General features: G+C 77.7%; 18 protein-coding genes. 8 read left to right on the forward strand and 10 right to left on the reverse strand.

Annotation, left to right across the window (positions count from 1 at the left end; translation table 11 throughout):
* Positions 1 to 73: 73 nt before the first annotated feature.
* A complete protein-coding gene (locus MHY85_RS12585; RefSeq protein WP_239196792.1) occupies positions 74 to 1,165 on the forward strand; it encodes an ABC transporter ATP-binding protein in 1,092 nt (363 codons plus the stop codon).
* 10 nt (positions 1,166 to 1,175) lie between these two features.
* Here the strand turns inward: MHY85_RS12585 and MHY85_RS12590 are convergent, their stop codons facing one another.
* Both MHY85_RS12590 and MHY85_RS12595 read right to left on the reverse strand, forming a co-directional pair.
* Positions 1,176 to 1,469 carry a hypothetical protein gene (locus tag MHY85_RS12590; protein ID WP_239196794.1) on the reverse strand — a complete coding sequence of 98 codons (294 nt, stop codon included), beginning with the start codon at positions 1,467 to 1,469 and terminating at the stop codon, positions 1,176 to 1,178.
* Positions 1,470 to 1,475: 6 nt separating this feature from the next.
* Positions 1,476 to 1,856 carry a DUF3499 domain-containing protein gene (locus tag MHY85_RS12595; protein ID WP_239196796.1) on the reverse strand — a complete coding sequence of 127 codons (381 nt, stop codon included), beginning with the start codon at positions 1,854 to 1,856 and terminating at the stop codon, positions 1,476 to 1,478.
* A 73-nt stretch (positions 1,857 to 1,929) separates the two neighbouring features.
* Here MHY85_RS12595 and MHY85_RS12600 point away from each other — a divergent pair, with 73 nt between their 5' ends.
* Together MHY85_RS12600 and MHY85_RS12605 are read left to right on the forward strand one after the other, a co-directional pair.
* Positions 1,930 to 2,409 carry a metallopeptidase family protein gene (locus MHY85_RS12600; RefSeq protein ID WP_239196798.1) on the forward strand — a complete coding sequence of 160 codons (480 nt, stop codon included), beginning with the start codon at positions 1,930 to 1,932 and terminating at the stop codon, positions 2,407 to 2,409.
* Between the two features lie 12 nt (positions 2,410 to 2,421).
* Positions 2,422 to 3,327 (forward strand): glycosyltransferase family 2 protein, encoded by a 906-nt coding sequence (locus MHY85_RS12605; RefSeq protein ID WP_239196800.1) that lies wholly within the window; start codon positions 2,422 to 2,424, stop codon positions 3,325 to 3,327.
* A gap of 22 nt (positions 3,328 to 3,349) precedes the next feature.
* Here MHY85_RS12605 and MHY85_RS12610 read toward each other — a convergent pair whose 3' ends face one another.
* From MHY85_RS12610 to MHY85_RS12620, 3 genes are read right to left on the reverse strand one after another with little or no spacing between them, the layout of a single operon-like run.
* Positions 3,350 to 4,984, reverse strand: coding sequence for a DUF5719 family protein (locus MHY85_RS12610; protein WP_239196802.1), 1,635 nt, complete (start codon positions 4,982 to 4,984; stop codon positions 3,350 to 3,352).
* 1 nt (position 4,985) lies between these two features.
* Entirely contained in the window at positions 4,986 to 8,921 is a 3,936-nt protein-coding gene (locus MHY85_RS12615; protein WP_239196804.1) for a glycosyltransferase, read from the reverse strand.
* A 26-nt stretch (positions 8,922 to 8,947) separates the two neighbouring features.
* Entirely contained in the window at positions 8,948 to 9,277 is a 330-nt protein-coding gene (locus tag MHY85_RS12620) for a WhiB family transcriptional regulator (protein WP_158372294.1), read from the reverse strand.
* Positions 9,278 to 9,458: 181 nt separating this feature from the next.
* Between MHY85_RS12620 and MHY85_RS12625 the strand changes: the two genes are divergently transcribed.
* A complete protein-coding gene (locus tag MHY85_RS12625) occupies positions 9,459 to 10,217 on the forward strand; it encodes a TIGR03089 family protein (RefSeq protein WP_239196806.1) in 759 nt (252 codons plus the stop codon).
* A 9-nt stretch (positions 10,218 to 10,226) separates the two neighbouring features.
* Here MHY85_RS12625 and MHY85_RS12630 read toward each other — a convergent pair whose 3' ends face one another.
* The 3 genes from MHY85_RS12630 to MHY85_RS12640 all read right to left on the reverse strand — a co-directional run bounded on the left by MHY85_RS12630 (position 10,227) and on the right by MHY85_RS12640 (position 14,401).
* A complete protein-coding gene (locus tag MHY85_RS12630) occupies positions 10,227 to 12,365 on the reverse strand; it encodes a hypothetical protein (protein ID WP_239196808.1) in 2,139 nt (712 codons plus the stop codon).
* Positions 12,366 to 12,372: 7 nt separating this feature from the next.
* On the reverse strand, positions 12,373 to 13,575 hold the full coding sequence (manA, locus tag MHY85_RS12635) for a mannose-6-phosphate isomerase, class I (protein ID WP_239196810.1): 1,203 nt from the start codon (positions 13,573 to 13,575) through the stop codon (positions 12,373 to 12,375).
* Positions 13,576 to 13,660: 85 nt separating this feature from the next.
* The gene (locus MHY85_RS12640) at positions 13,661 to 14,401 is read right to left on the reverse strand and encodes a class I SAM-dependent methyltransferase (RefSeq protein ID WP_239196812.1); all 741 of its coding nucleotides are present in this window, start codon (positions 14,399 to 14,401) and stop codon (positions 13,661 to 13,663) included.
* 76 nt (positions 14,402 to 14,477) lie between these two features.
* Here MHY85_RS12640 and MHY85_RS12645 point away from each other — a divergent pair, with 76 nt between their 5' ends.
* Positions 14,478 to 15,452, forward strand: a complete 975-nt coding sequence (locus MHY85_RS12645) for a lysylphosphatidylglycerol synthase domain-containing protein (protein ID WP_239196814.1) — start codon at positions 14,478 to 14,480, stop codon at positions 15,450 to 15,452.
* On the opposite strand, the gene MHY85_RS12650 is transcribed toward MHY85_RS12645, so the two are convergent.
* Complete coding sequence (locus MHY85_RS12650; protein WP_239196816.1) at positions 15,412 to 16,371, reverse strand: glycosyltransferase family 2 protein; 960 nt, start codon at positions 16,369 to 16,371, stop codon at positions 15,412 to 15,414. The genes MHY85_RS12645 and MHY85_RS12650 overlap by 41 nt on opposite strands.
* A gap of 80 nt (positions 16,372 to 16,451) precedes the next feature.
* Entirely contained in the window at positions 16,452 to 18,605 is a 2,154-nt protein-coding gene (locus MHY85_RS12655; RefSeq protein WP_239196818.1) for a hypothetical protein, read from the reverse strand.
* A gap of 187 nt (positions 18,606 to 18,792) precedes the next feature.
* On the opposite strand from MHY85_RS12655, the gene rfbA reads away from it, so the two are divergent.
* The 3 genes from rfbA to MHY85_RS12670 are packed head-to-tail and all read left to right on the forward strand — an operon-like array spanning position 18,793 to position 23,502.
* Complete coding sequence (gene rfbA / locus MHY85_RS12660) at positions 18,793 to 19,671, forward strand: glucose-1-phosphate thymidylyltransferase RfbA (RefSeq protein WP_239196820.1); 879 nt, start codon at positions 18,793 to 18,795, stop codon at positions 19,669 to 19,671.
* Positions 19,668 to 22,586, forward strand: coding sequence for a DUF6044 family protein (locus tag MHY85_RS12665; RefSeq protein ID WP_239196822.1), 2,919 nt, complete (start codon positions 19,668 to 19,670; stop codon positions 22,584 to 22,586). The genes rfbA and MHY85_RS12665 overlap by 4 nt, the downstream gene beginning before the upstream one ends.
* Positions 22,579 to 23,502, forward strand: a complete 924-nt coding sequence (locus MHY85_RS12670) for an NAD-dependent epimerase/dehydratase family protein (RefSeq protein WP_239196824.1) — start codon at positions 22,579 to 22,581, stop codon at positions 23,500 to 23,502. The genes MHY85_RS12665 and MHY85_RS12670 overlap by 8 nt, the downstream gene beginning before the upstream one ends.
* Positions 23,503 to 23,512: the final 10 nt, after the last annotated feature.

Genomic DNA, 23,512 nt, shown 5'->3' on the forward strand with positions numbered 1-23,512 from the left:
GGACAGCTCGATCGTGGGCATGGGGGCTCCGTTCAGGAGGCGCCGCACGCGGCGCCTCCTGAACGGAGCCCCCATGCCCACGATCGAGCTGTCCCGCGTCTCGAAGGTCTACGGCACCAGCACGCTCGCCGTGGACGATGTCTCGCTCACCATCGAGGACCGCGAGTTCGTCGTGCTCATCGGCCCGTCCGGGTGCGGCAAGTCCACCCTGCTCCGGATGCTCGCCGGGCTCGAGGACGTCACCGCCGGGGACGTCCTCGTCGACGGCCGGCGGGTGAACGACGTGCACCCCAAGGACCGGGACGTGTCGATGGTCTTCCAGAACTACGCCCTCTACCCGCACATGTCCGTCGCGCAGAACATCTCCTTCGGCCTGCGCCTGCGCCGCACCCCCCGGGGCGTCGTGCGGGAGAAGGTGGGCGCCGTCGCCGAGACGCTCGGCCTCACGCCCTACCTCGACCGTCCGCCCGCCGAGCTGTCCGGCGGGCAGCGGCAGCGCGTCGCGCTGGCACGCGCGATGGTCCAGGAGTCCCGGATCTTCCTGATGGACGAGCCGCTGTCGAACCTGGACGCGAAGCTGCGCGGCACCATGCGGGCCGAGATCCTCGCGCTGCACCGCGCGCTCGGCGTGACCACCGTCTACGTCACGCACGACCAGGTGGAGGCGATGACCATGGCGGACCGGGTGGTGCTGCTCCGGGACGGGGTCATCCGGCAGCAGGGCACCCCGCGCGAGCTCTACGTCCGCCCGGCCGACCGGTTCGTCGCCACCTTCCTCGGGGAGCCGGAGATCAACCTGCTGCCCGCGCGCGTGGCCGGCGGCGCGGTGCGGGTCCCCGACGCCGTGGTCCCGCGCGGGTGGCGACCCGCCGGCTGCGAGCGCGTGCCCGACGGCGAGGACGTGAGCCTGGGCGTCCGGCCGGAGCACGTGCGCGTCGGTGCCGCCGCGGCCCGGGACGGCGACGCCGAGCTCAGCGCCGAGGTGGAGCTGCTGGAGCTGCGGGGAGAGGACGCGTACGCGACCCTCCGGTCCGGCGCGCACCGGATCGTGGCGAAGGTGCCGGCCGAGTCCGCGCTGCGCCCGGGCGACCGGACGACCGCGCACGTGGCGGCGGGGTCGGTGCACGCGTTCGACGCGGGCTCCGGAGCGGCGCTCGTGCGGTGACGCCGCGGGCTCAGCCCTTGCTCGACCGCCGCACGACCTCGTCCCGGCTGAGCGACGTCCCGTCGCCGTCCAGCGGGAACCACGCCCGGTGCTCGCACTCGTGGCAGGACACGAACGTCACGTCCGTCCCGTCGGCGAGGGCGAGGTGCAGCCGGGTGAGGCGGGCCGACCCGCACGACTCGCACTCCTCGGTGCCGGGCGCGTGCTCCGAGCCGGCCTGGCTGAGCGAGCCCAGCGGCGTCGGCTCGGGCTCGCCGCGCCGCCCCTTGCGGCGTCCCGCCGCACCGCCCCCCGACCCGGCCATCGCGGGCTAGTCCTGCTCGCCGCGCAGGACGCGGAGGTGCCCGCGGCGCCGCTCGGTGTCGAGCTCCGCGGCCGGGGGCAGCCCGTCCGGCACGGCCGCCGCGTGCCGGGGCGCCGGCCGGCCGGCCTCGCGCACGGCGTCGGCGAGCGCGAGCAGGTCGTCGTGGCTCGGGCCGGTCTCCACGAACTCGGGCGTCAGCCGGACGACGTCCCACCCGCGCGGGGCCGTGAGGCGCGAGGCGTGCTCGGCGCACAGGTCGTAGGAGTGCGGCTCGGCGAGGGTGGCGAGCGGGCCGAGGACGGCCGTCGAGTCGGCGTACACGTACGTCAGGGTCGCGACCGCCGGACGACCGCACGCGGTGCGGGAGCACTGGCGGACGGGTCTCACGGGGTAGAACCTACCGCCGCCCGCCGCGGGAGCGTGCGCGCGACCCGCGTTGTCACCCGGATACAGTGCCGGGGTGGCACCCCGACGGCACGTCCCCGCCGTCCCCGGCACACCCGGCGGACCGGTCCCCCGCGTCGGCGCGGTCCGACGGCGGGACCGCCGGGGCCGCGGCATCCGCGGCCCGCTGCTCCCGCCGACGCTGCCCGCGCACCGCACCCGGGCGGAGCGGTTCGACGACCTGGTGCTGGACTCGGTGGAGCGCCTGGAGGCCCGCTGGGGCAAGTACCTCGACGGGGTGGAGTTCGCCGTCGAGGACGTGCCGCCGTCCGACCCGGCGCCGTGGGAGTCCGGCGGCGTGCCGCTCGGGCGGTCGTTCCCGTCCCAGCCGGGCCTGCCGCCGCGGATCGTGGTGTACCGGCGCCCGGTGGAGTCCCGTTCGGTCGACGCGGACGAGCTCGCGGACGTGGTGCACGAGGTCGTCGTCGAGCAGGTGGCGCACCTGCTGGGCCGCTCCCCCGAGGAGGTCGACCCGGAGCTCGGGGACGGGCGGTAGCCTGACCCGGCCATGACGACCACCCCCGAGCCGCACCGCGCCGCCACCACCCCGCCCCCGGAGCCGGCCGCGGACCGCCCCGCCGTCCGCGTCGTCACGATCGTCTACCACCCCGGGCCGGAGCTGGCCGACTTCGCCCGCTCCCTGGCGGAGGCGACGACCGCGCCGGTCGAGCTGGTGCTGGTCGACAACGGCACGGAGCCCGGGACCGCCGACGAGGTGGCCGCCGCGGCGGGCGGCCGGGTGGTCCGCACGGGCGAGAACCTCGGCTACGGCGGCGGGGCGAACGCCGGCGCGCGCGGGGCGACGCAGCCGTTCCTCGTGGTGGCGAACCCGGACGTCGTCTGGGAGCCCGGCTCGCTCGACACGCTGCTCGACGCCGCCGCGCGGCACCCGGACGCCGGCGCGCTCGGGCCCGCGCTGCTGAACGAGGACGGCACGGTCTACCCGTCGGCGCGCGAGCTGCCCTCACTCACCCAGGGCGCCGGGCACGCGGTGCTCGGCAAGGTCTGGCCGGGCAACCCCTGGACCCGCGCGTACCAGCGCCGCCAGGAGACCGCGGGCACCGAGCGGTACGCGGGGTGGCTCTCCGGCGCCTGCCTGCTGCTGCGGCGGGACGCGTTCGAGGCGGTCGGCGGGTTCGACGACGACTACTTCATGTTCTTCGAGGACGTGGACCTGGGCGAGCGGCTGGCGCTGGCCGGGCGGCCGAACGTGTACGTGCCCGCGGCGCGGGTGACGCACGTCGGCGGCGTGTCCTGGAAGGCGAAGCCGGCCGCGATGATCTCGGCGCACCACCGGTCGGCCGAGCGCTACCTGCACCGGCGGTACCACCGGTGGTACCAGTGGCCGGTGCGCGTGGCGGTGTCGCTAGGCCTGCGGGCGCGCGAGGTCGTGGAGCTGCGCGCGGCCCGCTGAGACCCCGCGCGGCCCGGGCGGCTCAGCCCAGGCCGATCCGCGTCGCCTCGCGCACCTGCGCGGTGCTCACCGCGGCGGCGTCCGTGACCGGCGAGAGCACCGAGACCAGCGGGCCGCTCGGCCGGGCGACCGCGGCGTACAGCGCCCACGCCAGGTCGACCGACGCGTCGTCCGGGGCCACGACCTCGACGCCCGCGACGCCGGTGCCGAGCCCGCTCGTCGGGTAGGCCACGGTCGACCCCACCGGCACCTCGACCTCCTCCTCGCCCACGGCGCCGGCCGCGCCGTACGCGCGCAGCGTCACGGTCACCGTCGGGCCCTGCGCGGCGGCGGTCGCCTCGGGGTCCGGCCGCTGGCCCTCGGTGGGCTCGGGGCTGGGGACAGCGGTGGCGGTGGGCGCCGGCTCGGCGGCGGCGTCGTCCGTCGGCACGGCCGTCAGGGTGAGCGTGCCCGTCGACCCCGCCGGGACGGCGACGAGCCCGCTGCCCGGCGTGGCGGCCGCGGCCCAGGCGCGCTCCAGGCGCGGGCCCTCGTCGAGCTCGCCGGCCTTCCCCTCGCGGGCGATCATCGCGCCGGCCACGACGGGCTCGGTGGACTCGACCACGGCGGTGTAGCTGCCCGCGGCCAGCCCGCCGAGGGACACGTCGGTCACCTCGCCGGCGGGCAGGTCGAGGTCCTGGGCGCCGGGCAGCGCGACGTCGCCGTCCGGCCCGAGCAGCCGCACCGAGGCCGTCGCGCCCACCTCGCCGGGGACGAGCAGCCGTAGGGCCCCCGCGTCCGCGGCGTCCACGTCGGTGGCGACCACGGAGATGCCGGGCACCACCTGGGTCGTCGCCGGGCCGGTGCCCGCGGTGACGAGGTCGGTGCCGCGCGGGGTGAACCCGTCGAGCAGCGAGTCCTGCAGGTAGGCGGAGACCTGGCCGCCGGCGGCGGTGACCCGGACCGCGATCCGGCGCTGCTCGGCGGCGACGCCGGGCAGGGAGAGCACCCGCTGCGCGCCGGGCGCGACGAGGAACGTGCCCCCGTTCGCCAGGTCCACGGCGCCCGAGGGGCCCCAGGCCTGGACGGTCACGTCCGCGGGCGTCGCGCCCGGGTTCACGACCACCAGGTCCGCGGTGCTCTCGATCTCGGTGCTGCCGCCCACCAGCCAGACGTCCGCGGACGGGCGTGCGCAGGAGGCGGCGGCGAGGCCCCGCAGGTCGCCGTCGATGACGACGGAGGAGGTGGCGCCGGCGACCCGGGCCGGCTCGTCGCCGGCCGGCTCCGCGCGCAGCACCGTCGCCGCGGTCGGGGCGGACACCGACCCGGTGCCGCCCGCGAGCGCGACGGGGTCGGCGCCGAGCACCGTGAGCGACGCGGTGCCGGAGGCGACGGTGTCGAACCCGGTGACCTTCTCGACCGGGGCGACGGGCACCCGGTCGAACGCCGAGTCGCCGGACAGGGTGTCGTCGGGCAGCTGCAGCGGGCCGGGGCAGACCAGGGTCGCCGCGGTCGGGGCGACGTCGACGGTCGCGGCCGGCACGGGGTCCGGCTCGTCGGCCGGCGCTGCCACCGCGAGCGCCACCACGCCGCCGGTCAGGGCCAGCACCAGCGCCCCGGACAGGACGCGCGCGGCGCGCCCGGTCCGGCGCCGGCGCCCGGTGGTCGGGTCCGTCACGTCATCGCCTCCCAGCCCGACGGCGCCGGACCGGCAGCGCGAGCAGCAGGGCGAGCAGCCCCACCGTGCCCTGCGCGACCGTCCACGCCGTCCGGTCGGGCGCACGGTGGGTGACGACCAGCCGGCCACCCTCCGCCCCGACCTCGAACGTCTGCCGCCAGCCGTCGGTCACCGCGCGCAGCGGCCGGCCGTCCAGCGTCGCGCGCCAGCCGGCGTCCGCGCGCTCGGCGAGCACCAGCAGCCTGCCGGGGTCGCCCGGCTGGATCTCGGTGTCCACCCGCGGGACGACCCCGGGCTCCGCGGGCACCGCGACCGCGTCGGCGGACGCGAGGCCGGCGGCGTCCTGGGTGGCGCGCGCGTCGGGGACGAGGCGGGCCCAGGCGGTCACGGCGGCGGCGTCGGCGGCGTCCGCGGACCCGGTCGACGCCTCGCCGACCGCGCCGCCCGCGGGCTGCACGCGCCAGATCACGCCCGAGTCGACCTCGGTGATCCGCTCCAGCCCGGGGGTGGCGTCCAGCCGGCCGACCAGGGCCGTGCGCGCCTGCTGCCGGGTGAGGTCGTCCTCCCCCGCGGGCAGCGGCGGCACCAGGACGTCCGCGACGGCGAGCGCCGCGAGGTCGGCGGCGACGTCGGTGCTGGACCCGACGGCGAGCGCACCGACCACCGCGACGACCTCGGCGTCGGCGGCGTCCGGCTCGGCCGCGGCGGCGTCCGCGAGCGGGCCGGCGAGCCCGGCCGTGCGGGCCGCCCCGGCGGACTCCAGGACCTGCGGGCCGTCGCCGCGGAGCAGCTGCCAGTCCACCGCACCGGCGGCGGACGCGTCCGGCGCGGCCGACGGGGTGAGCGCGAGCACCCGGGGGGCGTCCGCCGACTGCTGGGTCTGCCGGCCGATCGCCGGCACGACCGCGCGGTCCAGGGTCGTGAGGTCCGCGGCGGCGCCGTCCCGCGCCTGCCAGGCCCAGCCGCCCCAGGCGAGCAGCGGCAGCGCCACGACCAGGACGGTGACGACGGCGGCGGTGAGCTGGCGCCAGCCGAAGGACGCGCGGTCCAGCCAGGCCCGGGTCCCCCGGGTGCCGAGCACCGCGGCGGTGAGCAGCCCGGCCATCGCGAGCGAGACCCCGGAGCCGGCCCAGCCGACGACGACCGTGCCGTCGTCGTCGGCGCCGACGGCCACCCGCGCGCCGACCAGGGCGACGGCCACGCCGACGGCCGCGACGAACCAGCCGAGCCGGACGGCCCGGGCGACGGGCGCGCCGCGGAGCAGGGCGATCAGCGCGAGCAGCAGCACCGCGCCGCCCGTCGCCACCGGCCACCAGGTGGCGGCGCCGTCGGGCACCCAGCCCGGCAGCCACGACGGGACCAGCGCGGCGGCGTCGACCGGCACGCCCAGCAGCACCGCCACCGGGGAGGCCGGGTCCGAGGCCAGCGGGGCCCCCGGGTCGGCGAGCAGCAGGCGCAGGCCGTCGACGCCGCGGGACGCCGCCTCCGCCAGCAGCGGGCCGAGCAGCACCAGGGCGGGCACCGCGGCGAGGGCGACCCTCAGCCGGCGGCCGCGCGGGGCGCAGGCGGCGACGACGAGCAGCACCAGGACGCCGGGCAGCAGCAGCGCGGGCGCCCCCGCCGCGACGGCGGCGAACGCCAGGGACGCGGCGGCGGCCGCGGCGATCGAGCCGGGGCGGCGCGCGGGAGCGGCGGGCAGGTCGTCGGCGGGGTCGGGGGACGCGTCGGCCACGGCCTCCCGGTCGTCACCGGCGGCGGCGTCCCGGGCGCCGACCGGCGGCGCGCCCGTGCCGGCCTGCGGCTCCACCGGGTCCTCGGCCGCGTCCGGCTCGCCGCCGTCTCCGTCCGGCACGCGGGCCGACACGGTGGGGGTCGGCCCGGTGGCGGGCACCGCCCGGGTCCCGCGGACGGGCGTCACGTCGGCGAGCTCGTCGCGATCCGCCGCGGCCCGCTCGGCGTGGTCCTCGTCGGTCGCCGGGGCGTCCGGCTCGGCCGGGGCGTCCGGCTCGGCCAGGGCGTCCGGCTCGGCCGGGGCCGGCGTCGCCGCCTCGACCGCGGCGGCGTCGCCGCGTCCCGCGGCCCGGCGTCCGCGCCGGCGCGCGGGCTCGCCCGCCCGCGCCCAGGCCTCGGGGTCCGGCCACTCCTCCGCACCGGGGTCCCGCGCGGGCAGCCCGGCGCCGTCCTCGGCGCGCGCCGCGGTGGCGACGCCGGAGAGCACGACGTCGACCTGCTGCGCCCCGACGGCCCGCGCCAGCGCGAGCACCAGCCAGGGCAGCGCCGCGTGCACGAGCACCGCCCCGGCGCGGCCCTGACCCGCGGCGAGCAGCAGGCTCGGCAGGGCCGCCCACACGACCGCGGCCCACATCCGCACGCCGACGGAGCGCGTGGCGGCGCCGGCGGCGAACCAGGCGCCCAGCCCGGACAGCAGCACCGACCCGAGCACGAGGACGGCGAGCGCGACGCCCAGGCTGCCCCCGGCGACGGCGGTGCCGGGCAGCACCGCGGTGACGAACGCGTCCGCCGGCCCGGGCGAGCCGAGCCCGCCGGACACCCAGCCGCTGGTGGCCGCGGCCCAGACGTCCCCCAGGCCGGAGGACGCCGCGAGCAGCGCGCCCCCGACCAGCGGCTCCCCCGACAGGGTGCCGAGCACGAGCGGGCCGAACGCGGCGCCGGTGACGGTGACCAGGACGACGGCGACGGCGACGAGACCCGCGCGGCGGCGCAGGGCCAGCGCCGCGAGCTCGCGCAGCTCCAGCTCGCTCGGCGCGCGGACGACCCGACGGGCCTCGGCCCGCGTGAGCCGTCGGTCGCGCCACTGCCGCCACACGGTGCGGCCGTCGGCCTGCAGCGGCCGCAGCGTCCGGCGCGGGACCGCGCGCGTGCGGCGCGCCTGGGCCCGGGCGCGGGCGACGGCGGCGGGCCGGCCGAGGGCGCGCAGGGGCGCGGCGAGCTCGGCGGCGGCCAGACCGGGCTCCTTGGTGGCGACCCGGACCAGCACCCGGACCAGCCCGGCGAGGACGGCCATGACCGCGACGAACGGCACCAGCGGCAGCGGCGCCCAGACGAGCCGCTGGTGCAGCAGGGCGGCCCGGCGCGCGGCGAACGACCGCCGCGGGTCGGCGCCGTCGGGCTCGCCGTCGGCGTCCAGGTCGACGATCGAGGCGGGGTCGGTGCCGGGGTCGCGCAGGCCGTGGTACCCGGCCTGCGCGTGCCGGACGACGGCGGAGGGCACCACGAGCACCCGGTGCCCGGCCAGGCGGGCGCGCCGGGACAGGTCGAGCCCGTCGCCGAACGGGCCCAGGGCCGGGTCGGTGCCGCGCAGCTCCTGCCAGACGTCCCGGCGGACGAGCGCGCCGACCACGCCGACGCCGAGCACGTCCTCGCGCCCGTCGTGCTGGCCCTGGTCGACCTCACCGGGCTCCATGTCGGTCATCCGCCGGCCGGACCGCGAGGTGCGGACGCCGACCTCGAGCAGCCGGGCGGGCGCGGTCCAGGTGCGCTGCTTCACGCCGGCGACGCCGACGGACGGCGCGGCCTGCACCGCGCGGACCAGCTCGGCCAGCGCGGCCGGGTCCGGGGCGGCGTCGTCGTGCAGCAGCCACAGCCAGGGGGCGCCGCCCCCGGGCAGGTCCGCCTCGGCCGCCACGGCGGCCCGCACGGCGTCGCCGAAGCTGCGGGCACCGGGGGCCGTCAGCAGCGTCGTGGTGCCCGCGGGCAGGCCCGCGTCGCGCAGCACGGCGGCGAGGCCCGGGTCGGGGCGGTCGCCCGCGTCGACCAGCAGCACGCGGGCGGGCGCGCGGGTCTGGGCGGCGAGCGCGCGGAGCGTCGTCGCGAGGAACGGCGTGACGCCGCGGGCGACCACCACCACCGTCACCGGTGCGGCGGCGGGGAGGGAGCCCGTGGCGGGCGCGCCGGGGTGCAGCGTGCTGGCGGTCACGACGTCAGGCGCCCCGGCGGGCGCGATCAGACCACACGCCGCTTGAGCTTGCGGCGCTCACGCTCGGACAGCCCGCCCCAGATGCCGAACCGCTCGTCGTTGGCGAGCGCGTACTCGAGGCACTCCGCCCGGACCTCGCAGCCGGTGCAGACCTTCTTGGCCTCGCGGGTCGAGCCGCCCTTCTCGGGGAAGAACGCCTCGGGGTCCGTCTGGGCGCACAGGGCGCGCTCCTGCCAGCCCATGATGCCGTCGTCCTCGGGCGCGCCGAAGAGCGGCAGCACGGGCGCGACCGCCTCGGGCTGGGTCGTGCGCGCCTCGGACGGGAAGGGTCCCTCGTCGTCGAGCAGACTCCACATGTGTGCCTCCCCCGTCGTGCTCGGTGTCGATGGTCCGTCGGCGCCCGCAGTGCCCCGCGTGCCACCCGTTCCAGGGAATTACACGCGTGTCGTTCCGCGTAGTCAAGCGGAAGACTGGTATCGGAGCCCATCCTGGCCGATATGTCCGGATCCGCGTGAACACGGCCCCTAGGCTGCTCACGTGCCGCTCTCCACGCCCCGCCCCGCCGCCTCCGTCGCCGACGTCCTGTCCGCCCTGCTCAGCGAGCCGGGCCGCCCCCGCCTGACCTGGTACGGCCCGGCCGGCGAGCGGATCGAGCTCTCCGGGGCGGTCCTCGACAACTGGGTGAGCAAGACCACCAACCTCCTCGTCGAGGAGCTGGACGCCGGCCCCGGGACGCGCGTGCTGCTCGACCTCCCGCCGCACTGGCGGACCGTCGTCTGGGCGCTGGCGACCTGGCGGGTCGGGGCCACGGTGGCCACCGACGCGCACGCCGCCGCGGCGACGGCCGACGTGGTGGTCTCCGACCGCCCGGGCGCGCTCGGCCTCCCCCGCGGGGCCGGGATCGTCGCGGTGGCGCTGCCCGCGCTCGCCCGGCGGTTCGACGGCGACCTGCCCGCGGGCGCCCTCGACGCGGCGCAGTCGGTGATGACCTACGGCGACGTCGTCGGCTGGGCCCCGGCCGTCGAGCCGTCCGAGCCGGCCCTCGAGGTCGGCGGGACGCCCGTCCCGCACGCCGACCTCGTCGCCGCGGCGGCCGGGGCCGCGCCGGTGCCGGCGGGCTCCCGCGCGCTGCTCCCGGTCGCCGAGGAGCGCGCCGCCACGGCGTCCGCGCTGCTCACGACGCTCGGGGTGCTGGCCGGCGGCGGGTCGGTCGTGCTGCTGCGACCCGAGGACGGGGACGCGGCGGACCGGGCCGAGCGGGTCGCGGCGACGGAGCGGGTCACGGCGCGGCTCTGAGCGGACGCCTCAGCCTGCGGGCGCGACGGTCCCGTCGTCCTGCACCAGCCCCAGCCACACCTCGCTCCACGTGGTGTCGAGCGTCGTGGGCGGGCCGGTGAGCGTCCGCGACAGGGTCGAGGACGCGGTCCCGCCGACCGACGTCGTGGGGGGCACGGTCCAGACGTAGTCGTCCAGGTCGAACGACAGCGCCGCCACGGGCCCCCCGCCCCACGCGGCGCGCACCGCGGCGAGCTCGGCGCGGGTCGGCGGGTCGACGAACTCCACGACCTCGACCCCGCACAGCACCCGGAGCGTCGCCAGGTACCGGAACGGGCTGGAGTGGGTCCACACCACGCGGTCGACGCCGCGCTCCGCGAGCGCGTCGCAGACCGCGTGCGCCTGGGTCGCCCGGCCGGACAGCTCGACGTGGGACGCGACCGAGCCCCAGGTGGTGAGGGGGAAGGCGGCGACGCCGATCCCCAGCACGGCCGCGGCCGCGCGCCGCGCGCCGCGCCACGCCGCCCCGGGCGCCCGCGGCGGCCACCGGGACGCGAGCGCGGCCAGCGCGCACGAGCCGGCCACCAGCAGGCCCGGGAACGTCGCCGGCACGAGCCGCCGCACCGCCCAGATCTGGTCGGGGGTGATGCTGACCCGGACCAGGGGGAACACGGCCGCGGCCCCCACGACGGCGACGAGCAGCACCGCCGCCGGGTCGCGCCGGCCGACCGCGCGCCACGCGAGCAGGGCCAGCCCCGCGAACCCGAGCACGACCGCCGGCACCCCCAGGTACCAGCCCACCCAGGCCAGCGACTGCTCGTCGTAGGAGCGGGCCGGGTCGACCGCCTGCCCCGCCGCCTCCTGGAGCACCGAGACCGCGTAGCCGAACCCGCTCGCCGCGTCGGTGTACCGGCCCTCCCACCACAGCGGCCGGCTCGCGAGCACGACCCCGAGCAGGAGCGTGACGGCGGCCGAGGCGAGACCCAGGACCCGCCTGCGGGCGTGCACGCCGGCCCGCGCCCGCGCGAGCACCGGCCCCGGCAGGAGCAGCACCACGACCGCCGCCGCGACGAGCACGCCGGTCGCGGTGAGCAGCGCCGTGAGCTGGCTCGCGTGGATCCGCACGTACTCCGGGCTGAGCAGCAGCACGTCCGTCATGCCGAGCACGACCATCGCGGTGCCCGCGCCCAGGGCGGCGAGCGCTCCCCGCACCGCGCCGCGCCGGTCGGCCGCCCCGAGCGGGCTCGCGGCCAGCAGCACGCAGGCGAGGGCGAGGCCGGCCACCACCACGGCGCCGTCGATCCGGGCCGCCGCGGTCGCGCCGGTCAGTGCCCCGACGAGCGCCCACCGCGCCGGCCCCGGTGCGGGGCCCGCCGCGGCGGGGTGCCACAGACCGTGCGCCAGCGCGAGCCCGCCCCCGAGGAAGGCCACGGTCACCGGCTCGGTGTAGGCCGCCCGGGTCAGCTCCAGGTACGGCAGGCTGAGCGCCAGGGCGGTGGCCGGCACGAGCGCCCACACCGGACCGGCGAACCGCCGGGCGGCCGCGAACACGGCGAGGATCCCCACCGCGCCCAGCAGCAGGTTGCCCGCCAGCACCGCGCGCTCGCCGCCCGCCCAGCCCTGCACCGCCAGCAGCGCCGGCACGACCGTGTTGCCCTGCGCGTGCAGCAGCCCGTCGTGCAGCCAGAAGGCCTCCGTCCCGGCGCCGGCCCCCGCCGCGGCGGCCGCGGCGGTCTCGGCGGCGCCCACGGGGATCGGGGCCGCCGGGTGCTCGGTGAGCCAGAGCGCCTGGAGCGTGAGGAAGCCGGGGTCGCGGTTGACCACGACGTACTCGGCGACGGACCGCAGCCCGAGCACCACCCAGCCGGCCACGAGCGCCACCACGGCGACCAGGGACCCCACGTGCGCGCGGGTCGCCGGCGGCGGCCGCGGCACGAGCCGCCAGGTGGCCGCCGCGAGCAGCGCCGCGAGCGGCAGCACCACGACCGGGCGGAACTGCCCGAGCAGCACCGCGACGAGCGCCGCGACCCCGAGGGCCAGCAGCAGGACCGGGAGGCGGTCGGGCAGGCTCAGCGCGAGCGCGACGGCCCGCGGGACCGGGCCGGGGCGCCCCGCGCCGGCGCGTCGTGCCCCGGCGCGTCCCGCGTCGCGCGGCCGCACACCCGGCACGGCCGGGTCAGGGGACGTCGGCCTGGACCAGCGTCCCGCCGCCACGCACCCGCAGCGCGCCGTCGGACGCCGGCACGAACGCCGCCTGGCCCCGGGTCAGCGTGAGGGCGCCGTCGTTCCGCGACGACACGGTCATCCGGCCCTCGAGGCAGAGCAGGACGCGCGGGCCGCGGCCCGGCAGCGGGTGCTCGTGCCCGTCGTCGACGCGGGTGACCGACAGCTCGAAGTCGTCCACCGGGGCGTAGTAGGCCCGGGTCGCGCCGTGGAACTTCTCCGGGGCGATCCGGATCGGCGGCGCGGCGACGTAGTCGACGTTGCGGAGCAGCTCGTCGACGTCGACGTGCTTCGGGGTCAGGCCGGCACGCAGCACGTTGTCCGAGGAGGCCATGATCTCCACGCCGAGCCCCTTGAGGTAGGCGTGCACCCCGCCGGCGGGCACGAACAGCGCCTCGCCGGGCTGCAGCGTCACGGGGTTGAGCAGCAGCGAGGTGACCACGCCCGGGTCGCCCGGGTACGTCTCCTGCAGCCGGACGACCGTGCGGTCGGCGCGGGGGGACACCGAGCCGGCCTCGAGCCGCGCGGCGCAGGCCACGGCGACCTCGCCGACCTCCTCCGACGACGGCCGCGTCTCGGGACGCAGCAGGCGGGTGAACACGGCCTCGATGCCGGCGGCGGACGGCTGCTCGGCGAGCATCGCGCGCAGCTCCTTGGCGAGCGGCGCGTCCAGGCCCTCGAGCAGCTCGGCCGCCCGGCGCGGGGCGCGGAACCCGCACATCGCCTCGAACCGGGTGAGCGCGTAGACGAGCTCCGGCTTGTGGTTCCGGTCACGGAAGTTGCGGTGCGGCGCGTCCACGGGGACGCCCGCGGCCTCCTCCTCGGCGAACCCCTCGCGCGCGCGGGCGACGTGCGGGTGCACCTGCAGGGACAGCGGCGTCTCCGCGGCGATGACCTTGAGCAGGTAGGGCAGCGTCGCGCCGAACCGCGCCTCGACGTCCTCGCCCAGCACGCGGGCGGGGTCCGCCGCGATCACCTCGGGCATCGAGGCGCCCGGGGTGCCGTCCGCCTGCACGCAGTGCGACGGGGCGCTGCTGTGCGCCCCGAACCACGCCTCGGCGACCGGCTCCCCGGTCGCCTCGGTCCCGAGCAGCGTCGGGATCGCGGTGGGCGAGCCCCAGGCGTAGTGCTGGATGGCGTTCGTCAGGCGGTACACGTGGTCCCTCGTGGGGTGCGGCGGTGGGGCGTCCGATGCTACCCAACGGCCACCCGGGTCGGGCCGCCGCCCGCGGCCCGGCGCGTCAGCCCCGGCCGATCCGGAGCACCGACGTCTCGCGCGGGTACGGCAGCGACGGGACCCAGCCGCGGATGCGCTGCACGTGCAGCCCGCTCCCGGCCAGCCCGGCGGCGTACCGCGGCCGCTGCGTGTCGTCGAACAGCACGATGCCGCCCGGGGCGAGCCGCTTCGCGGCGTGCTGCAGGCAGGCCACCCGGGCGCGCCCGTCCACCACCACCAGGTCGAACTCCCCGGGCACGTCGTCGATGCTCGCGACGTAGCCGGCGTAGTCGTTGCCCTCCTCGCCGCCGCGCTCGGACGGCACCACGGGCGCGTCGCCGGTCGTCGGCGGCACCTCGTGCAGCGTGACGGTGCCGTCGAGGCCGGCCTCGGCGAGCACGCGGCGCATCACGCCGGCGAACCCGGCGTGGTGCTCGACGCTGTGCACCTCGGCCGCGCGCCGGCCGAGCCAGACCGAGCTCGCGCCCGAGCCGTACTCGAACACCCGGGCCCGGCCGTCGAGCGCCGCGAGGTGCTCGGCGACCGCGTCGATCGCGCCGTAGGTCCACCACGGCTGGTCCAGGACGACCAGGTCCTCGACGTCGTGGATCGCGAACAGCGTCCGCAGGTGGCCCCCGAGGCTGCGCGGCGCCTCCCGGTAGCGCCGGTCCAGGCGGTCGTACACGCCGGTCCGGCGCGCAGCCTCGCGCACGGCGCGCGAGGTGGAGACGTAGGCGGAGCGTGCGATCTGTCCGGTGCCGGGCACGCCGGACCTCCTCGGTGTGGCTGAGTGCGGGTCGCGCCCACCCTAGGCGATCGGCCCGTCCCCCTATCCTCGTGCGGTGCGATCCAGGCGAGCAGTGGTGGGGGTGGTGTTCTTCGCGGTCGCGCTGGCGCTGCTCGTGTGGTCGGTGCTGGGGCGCCGCGACGAGCTCGGCGACGCGCTGACCCGGCTGGACGCCGGCACCGTCGCGCTGTCCCTCGTGCTCGCCTGCGCGGGCCTTGTGGCGCAGATGCTGTCCTGGCGCAGCCTGCTGGCCGCGACCGGCGACGCGCCGCCGCTGGGCGCCGCCGCCCGCATCTACTACCACGGGCAGCTCGGCAAGTACGTCCCGGGCAGCGTGTGGGCCGTCGTGGCGCAGGCCGAGCTGGGCCGGGCGCACCGCGTGACCCGCGCGCGCAGCGCCGTGGTGGCCCTCGCCGCCCTGGCCGTGCTGCTCGTCGTGGGCGGCGCCGTGGCCGTCGTCGGCCTCGCCGCGGCCTCCCCCGGCTCGCTGTCCACCTACTGGTGGGCGATCGCGGTGGTGCCGCTCGGGATCATCGGCCTGCTGCCGCCCGTGTTCAACCGGCTGGTCGCGCTCGCCCTGCGCCTGATGCGCCGCGGCGACGACCCGGTGCGCGTCGGCGGCCCCGGCCTCGCCCGGTCGGCGGCCTGGGCCCTGGTGATGTGGCTGCTGTTCGGCGCCCACGCCGCCGTGCTGGTCGCGGACCTGGCGCCCGGCGACCCCGGCCGCGCCGCCGTGCTCGGCACGGGGGCGTTCGCGCTCGCCTGGGTGGTCGGCTTCCTCGTCGTCATCGCGCCCGCGGGCACCGGCCCGCGGGAGGCCGCGCTGGTGCTGGCCCTGGCCCCCCTGCTGTCGTCGGCCGACGCCCTGCTCGTCGCGCTGGTCAGCCGCGTCCTCATGGTCGTCGCCGACGCCGGGGCCGCGGGCGCCGCGGCGCTCCTCGCGCGCCGCGGCCCGGCCCGCGCCCCAGCCGAGGCCCCGGCGGTCCCGGCTACGCCGCCTGACCCGGGCCCGGGTACTGGATCTGCTTGATCCGCTCGAGCTGCTCCTCCAGCAGCGTGCGGTTCGTCCGCAGCAGGTCCGACAGGATGCCGAGCGCGACCGAGAGCAGGGCGGCCACCGCCATGATCGCCGCGAAGATCAGCGACTGGACGTTGCCGTCGCTGTCGCCCGGCCCGAAGTGCAGCACCAGGAACCGGACCGCCGGGAACAGCGCCAGCACCCCGAACACCGCGGCGAACCAGGCGAACAGCACGTACGGCTTGAACATGAGGTAGCTGCGCACGATCGCCGACCCGGACTTGGCCATGTGGTGGAAGATGTTCCGGAACAGCCGGGACTCGCGGGTCTTCGCGTTGGTGGTCACCGGGATCGACGCGATCCGCAGCCGCTTGTGCCCCGCCTGGATGATCGTCTCCATGCAGTAGGAGAACTCGGTCACGACGTTCAGCCGGATCAGCGCGGCGCGGGAGTACGCACGGAACCCGCTGGCGGCGTCGGGCAGCTGGGTGTCCGCGGCGAAGTTCACCACGCCGCTGCCGACCCGCTGCATGAGCTTCTTGAACGGCGAGAAGTGCGCGATCGTCGCCGTCTGCCGGTCCGCGATCACGATGTCCGCACGGCCCTCGACCACCGGCGCCACCAGGTCCGGGATCCGGTCCTGCGGGTACTGGTTGTCCCCGTCCGTGTTCACCACCACGTCGGCGCCGTGGGCGAGCGCGTAGTCCACGCCGTCGCGGAACGAGCGGGCGAGCCCCTGGTTCCGCGAGTGCTGGACGACGTGCCGCACCCCGTGCGCGCGGGCCACCTCGACCGTGCGGTCGGTGGAGCCGTCGTCGATGACGAGGATCTCCAGCTCGTCCACCCCGGGGATCTCCCGCGGGATGGAGGCGAGCACCGCCGGCAGGGTGGCCTCCTCGTTGAGGCAGGGGATCTGGACGAAGACCTTCATGGAGCATCCTGACGCAGGAGGGAGGGGCGAAGAGGACGTGGTGAACCTATCTCAGGCCCGCGGTCGCACCTGGGGCGGGGTCACCGCGGCTGCTGCCGCGCTGCGCCGGCACCGCCGTCCACGGCGCCGTCGCCGCACGCGTACGGCAGGCGCTGGAGCGCGGCGGGCACGGTCGCGCGCCAGGCGTCGACCTCGAACGCGACGGTCCGCCACTCGTCCGGCTCGTGCCGCTGCGGAAGGACCCGCCAGCTGCCGCGGACCCTCCCGAGATGCGTCACCGCGATGTCGGACCCGTCCAGGCGCTCCGCGAGGCCCGGGCCGCCGCGGTCGACCTCGAGCACCGTCAGCTCGTCGCCGTCGGCGCACGTCGCGACCCGCCGCAGCCGGCCCTCGCCGGCCGGCACGTCCGGCTCGAAGTCGCCCACGTCCAGGTCCGCCACGTCCAGGCCCCAGGTGACGGCGAGGGGCACGGCGAACGCCATCCAGGTGTTCGGGAAGAAGTAGTCGGCGATCTCGTCGTCGCCCGCCGCCGCCCAGACCACCGGCGCGCCCTGGGCGAGCGCCACGTCCGCGAGGTCCTCCGCGAACGCCCGCGCGCCGCGCAGGAACGCGTCGCCGTTCGCGTGCCGCAGCCCCGGCGCCGCCCAGACGACGACCGCGACCGTGGCCGCCACCGCGACCGGGGCCGCCACCGCGCCGGCCGGCCGGCCGACCCGCAGCCGCCGCAGCCCCGCCGCCACCGCCCGCGACCCCTGGTGCAGGGCGACCGCCCCGAGCAGGACCAGGCACGGCAGCACCTCGCTGACCAGGTACCGGTCCCAGTACAGGTAGAACGCGTGCTCGCGCGGCTCGCCCAGGCGGGCGTCCTGCAGCACCAGGTAGAGCAGCACCGTGGCCACGGCGACGAGCAGCACCGGCCGGGCCGCCTCGTCGGGGAGCCACCGCGCGGTCGCGGCGCCCAGCACGCCCGCCGCGCACAGCCACACCCCGAGGCGGCCGGCGATGCGCCACACGTCGCCGTCCTGCACGGCCAGGACCGCGAGCAGCCCGGCGAGCGCCACCGCGGCGGCGAGCAGCACCGCCGTCTCGGACCGGCGGGACGGCGGGACCGGGGACGCCGCCGCCCGGCGGGCCACCCGGGCGCCGAGCGCCGGCAGCGCCGCGCACACCACCGCGACGACCGCCAGCAGCAGCCCGGCCGTGCGGGCCGTCCCGTCGAGCACCCCGAGGCCGCCCAGGACCGCGAGCGCGCGCGCCGGGAGGAACAGCGGCAGCTGCATGTCCACGTAGTACGCCGGGATCACGGCGACGCCGTACCAGTAGCCGGCCGCCGAGCCGGCCACCGCCGCCGCGGACACCCCGGACCAGGCGCCGGCGAACCGCCGCCAGGCGGGTACCGCGAGCACCGCGACCAGCACCGCGAGCACCGGCACCAGCAGCAGCGGCCCGTTGGCCCGCAGCAGGCACAGCGCGACCACCACGACCCCGCCGGCGAGCACGTGCGGCCACCGGGCCGCGCGCGTCGGGGCCGTCAGCGCGCGGTGCACCGTCAGCAACCACACCACCAGGAACGGCGCGGCCAGCGACTCGCTCGCCGGGAACGTCGCGAACCACACGGCGTGCCCGTGCACCGCGACCACCGCGCCCGCGGCCAGCACCGCCCACGGGCCGACCCCCACCTGCTGCGCCAGGCGTGCGAGGGCGAGCACCAGCACCAGGCCGACCAGCGCCATGCCCGCGGTCGTGTGCGCGGTGCCGAGCAGCGCCCCGCCGACGGCCAGGTACGCGGGCAGCAGCGGCGGCCAGGTGGCCTCCAGCGCCCCCGTGCGCACGAGCTCGTTCGCCCAGTTCACGTACGCGCCCATGTCGCCGACCCACGGCACGAACTCCACCTGGCGCAGCCGCAGCAGCGCCGCGGCGACCAGCACCCCGCACCACAGCACCCCCCGGGCCGCGCCGTCCCGCCCCGGCCGCGCGGGGGCCGGCGGCAGCCCCGCACGCCCGCGCCGCAGCACCGCGACCGCGGCGGCGCACCAGGCGGCCGCGGGCAGCACGGCGCCCGCCACCCCCCACCACGCCCACAGCGTCACGGCCAGCGGCAGCGCGACGACGCCGAGCAGCAGCGCGTCCACCCCGGCGGCGACCCAGCCGTCGCGGGGACGACGCAGCGCGAGGGCGAACGGCAGGCCGCACAGCAGCATCAGGCCGCCGAGCACGACGGTCGCCAGGGCCACGGCACGCACGGTCTCGGGTCTCCTCGGCGGTCGGGGTGCCCGCGCGCCGAGATGCAGCGGACCGCGAGCAGATCGCCGTGGACGTTACGGCGGGGCGCGCGGTACCCAGTGCCGCCACCGGTCCCCTACCCGGCCGGCCTCGGGATCCGGCCCCACGGGGCACGTCGATGCAGCACAATGGGCGACCATGCGCGGCATCATCCTCGCGGGAGGCTCCGGCACCCGCCTGCACCCGATCACCCTCGGCGTGAGCAAGCAGCTGGTCCCGGTCTACGACAAGCCGATGATCTACTACCCGCTGTCCACCCTCATGCTCGCGGGCATCCGGGACGTGCTGGTCATCACCACGCCGCACGACGCGGAGCAGTTCCGGCGCCTGCTGGGCGACGGCTCGCAGTTCGGCATCTCGATCAGCTACACCGTCCAGGCGGAGCCCAACGGGCTGGCCCAGGCGTTCGTGCTGGGCGCCGACTTCGTGGGCGGCGACTCGGCCGCCCTGGTGCTGGGCGACAACATCTTCTACGGGCCGGGTCTCGGCTCGCAGCTGACCCGGTTCGAGGACATCGACGGCGCCGCCGTCTTCGCCTACCGGGTCGCCGACCCCACCGCCTACGGCGTCGTGGAGTTCGACGCCCAGGGCCGCGCGCTCTCCCTGGAGGAGAAGCCCGCGGAGCCGAAGTCCTCCTACGCCGTCCCGGGCCTGTACTTCTACGACAACGACGTCGTGGCGATCGCCAAGGACCTGCGGCCGTCCGCGCGCGGCGAGTACGAGATCACCGACGTCAACCGGCACTACCTGGAGCAGGGCCGGCTGCAGGTCGAGGTGCTCCCCCGCGGGACCGCCTGGCTGGACACCGGCACCTTCGACTCGCTGCTCGAGGCCTCGGACTACGTCCGCACGATCGAGTCCCGGCAGGGGCTCAAGATCGGTGCACCCGAGGAGGTCGCCTGGCGCCGCGGGTTCCTGTCCGACGACGACCTGCGGGTGCGGGCGGAGAAGCTGGTGAAGTCGGGGTACGGGACGTACCTGCTGTCGCTGCTCGCGGATCGGCCGCCCACCGCGTGAGGACCCGGATCGACCGCCCCGCCCGTGCGGTGGGGCGGTGGGCGGCCCGCGCGAGGGCCCTGGCCGCCCGGGACCTCGTCGCCACCGTCGCGTGGACCTGCCTGGTCCTGTTCTCCCTGCTCGCGGTGGGCGCGCCGCTGCTCGGGCACGGGGTGTTCCTCGGCACGGAGAACCTGCTCGGCTACGCGCCGTGGTCCAGCGCGGGCGCGCCGACGCTGACGAACACGTGGATCGGCGACACGATCGACTTCTACGTGCCGCAGACCACGCTGCTGAAGGAGTCGGTGCAGGCCGGCGACATCCGGTGGTGGAACCCGTTCGTCATCGGCGGCACCCCCCTCGGGGCGCTGCCCGACCTCGGCCTCTTCTCTCCGATGTCGTGGCTGTGGTTCGTCCTGCCGACCACCCTGGCCACGGCGGCGGTCAAGCTGGTCGAGATCGCCGTCGCCGCCACCGGGATGGCGCTGTTCACGCGGCGCCTCGGGCTCTCGTCGGGCGCCCGGGCCGTCGCCGCGCTGGTGTTCGTCTCCTCCGGCTTCATGATCGCCTGGACGAACTGGCCGCACACCCGGGTGGCGGCCCTGATCCCGCTGCTGTTCTGGGCCGTCGACCGCGTGCTCGTCCTCCGCCGCAGGCGCGAGGTACTCGCCCTGGGACTCGTGGTCGCGTCGATGCTGCTGACCGGCTTCCCGGCCGTCGTCGGTTACGCCGCGTACGCGGTGCTCGGGTACGCGGTCGTGCGCCTCGTCAGCCTGCACGCGGGGCTCCGGGCGTGGCTGCGGTCCGCCGCGCTCGGGGTGACGGGCGCGCTGCTCGGGGCCGGCCTCGCGGCGTGGCAGATGGTGCCGTTCGCGCTGCACGCGCTCAGCACCATCGACTTCGAGGCCCGGGCGCAGAACCCCGAGCGGCACCTGTCCTGGCTGGCGCTGGCGACGACGGCCGTGCCGCAGCTCATCGGCGACGTCAGCGACCACGCCGAGTCGTTCTGGATCGTGCGCGCCAACCCGGTCGAGTCCCTGTCGTACGTGGGGGCGGCCGCCGTGGTGCTCGTCGTCGCGGCGCTCGCGACCCGGCAGCGCACGCGCGACCTGCGGATGCTCAAGGTGTTCGCCGTCGCGGTCGTGGTCGTTTGCATCGCCCTCATCTACGGCGGCGGCCCGCTGCTCGGGCTCGCCCAGCAGCTGCCGATCTTCTCCAACAACTCGGTGGCCCGGCTGCGGGTCGTGCTCGGCTTCGCGCTCGCGCTGGCCGCCGGCCTGGGGTTCCACGCCCTGGTCGCGCGGGACGACCCGGTCCGCGCGGCCCTCGTGCGGCGGGGCCGCCCGGGGGGCAGGCCGCTGCGCTGGGCGGCCGCCGCGGCCACGGGCCTCGCGGTCGCGGTCCTCGTCGCCCTGGCCGCCCGGGCGACGCCCGCCGGCGCTGCCGGGACGGTGCGGCCGGCGGTGGTGACGGCAGCCGTCGCAGCCGTCGTCTGCGTGCTCGTCCTGGTCCTCGCGGCCGTCCGTCCCGGCCGTGCGGTCCGCGGCACCGCGGGGGCGGTGGTCGCGGTGCTCGTCGCCGGCCAGGCGCTGGTCGTGACCCAGACGTGGTGGCCGCGGTCGGACACGGACACCTTCTACCCGGTGACGCCCACGCACGAGTTCCTCGCCGAGCACCTCGGGCCCGACCGGTACGTGGGCGTCGGCTGGACGATGCTGCCGGGGACCTCGTCCCAGTACTCGCTGCGGTCGGCCACCGGCCACGGCTTCCACACCCGCGAGTGGACCACGCTGCTCACGGCGGCCGAGCCCCGCGCGATGGCCACCCGGACCAACTCCACGATGAGCATGGGCGGCCTGACCTCACCCGTCCTGGACCGGATGGCCGTCCGGTACGGGGTCGACGACCCGGAGGCGGCGCTGGCCGGCACACTGGCTGGCACGAGCAGCCCGGTCAGCGACGTGGCCCACGGCGAGGTCGCCACGACGCAGCCGATCAGCGGCGGCATCCGCGGTGTCCAGCTGGTCATGCCCCAGGGGGTGGACCTGGGCGACGCCACGTCGCTCACGCTCCGCGCCGTCGACCCGTGGGGCACCGTCCTGGCCACCACCACTCGGCCGACGGCCTCGACCACCGAGCCGTTCGGGGCCTGGATCGCGCTCGCCGCGGAGGAGATCGCGCCCGACCAGACCTTCCGGCTGACGCTGTCCGCCGACGGCGCGGACCTCGTGCTGCCGACGGACGCCCAGGGCGGGTGGGCGGTCGGCGCCGTCCGCCCGGCCGACGACGGGCTCACAGTCGTGCACACCGGCGACGCGACCGTCTACCAGCGCGACGCCGCCGCGTCACGGCTGCGCTGGGCCGCGGACGAGGTCGTGATCGGGGACGAGGACGAGCGGCTCGCCGCCATCGCCTCGGGCGAGGTCCCGGTGTCCACCGTGGTGCTCCAGGAACGGGCCGACGCCCAGGGCCTGCCCGGGACGTCGACGGCCACGCTGGAGACGCTCGCCGACGACGGGGACACGATCACGGTGCGGGTCGACGCCGACGGTGCCGGGTGGCTCGTCGTCGCCGACTCCGTCCGTGGCGGCGGGTGGTCGGCCTCCCTCGACGGCGCACCCGTGGACCTCGTTCCCGCGGACCAGGCGATGGCTGCCGTGCGGGTGCCGGGCGGCGTGCACACGGTGGAGGTCCGCTACGACCCGCCCGGGCTCCGGGTGGGGGCCGCCGTCACCGCCGTGGCGCTGCTCCTCGTCCTCGCCTCGGTCGGGGTGCTCCTGCGCCGGCGCCGCACCGACCGCGCGCCCGCCGCGGCGCCCGTCCCATCGCACCCGGGCGAGGGCGCGGAGCCGGGGCCCCGCCCGGTGCGGCATGATGGCTCTCCGTGCGAGAACGACTCCAGCCCGGTCCCCCGGGGCGAGACCCGCGATGAGTGACGCGACCCACGGGACCGACCGGGGCCGGCACGTCGGCGTCGTCGGCGGGCGCGGGTTCATCGGCGCGCGGATCCGCGCCGTCCTCGAGGCCGAGGGGCGGACGGTGCACGTCTTCGACCGGGCGCACCCGGCCGTCACCGGCGACGGGCTCGACCCCCGGGTGGCGCGCTGCGACCACGTGGTGTGGGCCGCCTCGTCGATCAACCCGCTGATCGCCGACAACGACCCGGACCGGGTCGCGCTCGACCTGGAGGCGTTCGACGCCTACCTCCGGGCGGTGCGCCGGCTCCCGGAGCCCCCCCGCCACGTCCTGCTCAGCTCGGGCGGCACCGTCTACGACTACGAGGCCCCACCGCCGCACCGCGAGACGTCGCCCACGCGACCGCGCTCCGAGTACGGCCGCGCCAAGCTCGCGCTCGAGCGGCGGCTCGCGGAGCACGACCCCCGGGGCGTGGTCCTGCGGGTGGCGAACGCCTACGGCCCGGGGCAGCCGGTGGCGCCCGGGCAGGGCGTGATCGCGCACTGGCTCCACGCGCTGGCCGCGGGGAAGTCGGTGCACATCTTCGGGGACCCGACCGTCGCCCGCGACTACGTGCACGTCGACGACGTGGCGCGCGCCGTGCTCCGCGTCACCCGGTCCGCGCTTCCGGGGAGCACCGTCCTCAACATCGGGTCGGGCCGCCCGACCTCGCTCGCGGAGCTGCTGCACCTGGTCCACGAGGTCGCCGGCGTCGAGCCCGCGCCCGCGCAGCACGACGCGCGCGGCTTCGACGCCCGGTCCACGTGGCTGGACTGCGGCCGCGCGGAGTCGGTGCTCGGCTGGACCGCCACGACCTCCCTCGCCGACGGGATCCGACAGGTGTGGGACCACGTGCGGACCACCGTCCCCGCCGTCGAGGCCGCGCCCGCCCGATGACCTGCCCGAC

Origin of the sequence: Cellulomonas sp. ACRRI, from assembly GCF_022346185.1 — a bacterium.
Taxonomy (GTDB): Bacteria; Actinomycetota; Actinomycetes; order Actinomycetales; family Cellulomonadaceae; genus Cellulomonas.

Coding starts and splice junctions, on each gene's coding strand:
- MHY85_RS12605 (WP_239196800.1), top strand. CDS start 2,422: ATGACGACCACCCCCGAGCCGCACCGCGCCGCCACCACCCCGCCCCCG.
- MHY85_RS12585 (WP_239196792.1), top strand. CDS start 74: ATGCCCACGATCGAGCTGTCCCGCGTCTCGAAGGTCTACGGCACCAGC.
- MHY85_RS12670 (WP_239196824.1), top strand. CDS start 22,579: ATGAGTGACGCGACCCACGGGACCGACCGGGGCCGGCACGTCGGCGTC.
- rfbA (WP_239196820.1), top strand. CDS start 18,793: ATGCGCGGCATCATCCTCGCGGGAGGCTCCGGCACCCGCCTGCACCCG.
- MHY85_RS12620 (WP_158372294.1), bottom strand. CDS start 9,277: ATGTGGAGTCTGCTCGACGACGAGGGACCCTTCCCGTCCGAGGCGCGC.
- MHY85_RS12650 (WP_239196816.1), bottom strand. CDS start 16,371: ATGAAGGTCTTCGTCCAGATCCCCTGCCTCAACGAGGAGGCCACCCTG.
- MHY85_RS12590 (WP_239196794.1), bottom strand. CDS start 1,469: ATGGCCGGGTCGGGGGGCGGTGCGGCGGGACGCCGCAAGGGGCGGCGC.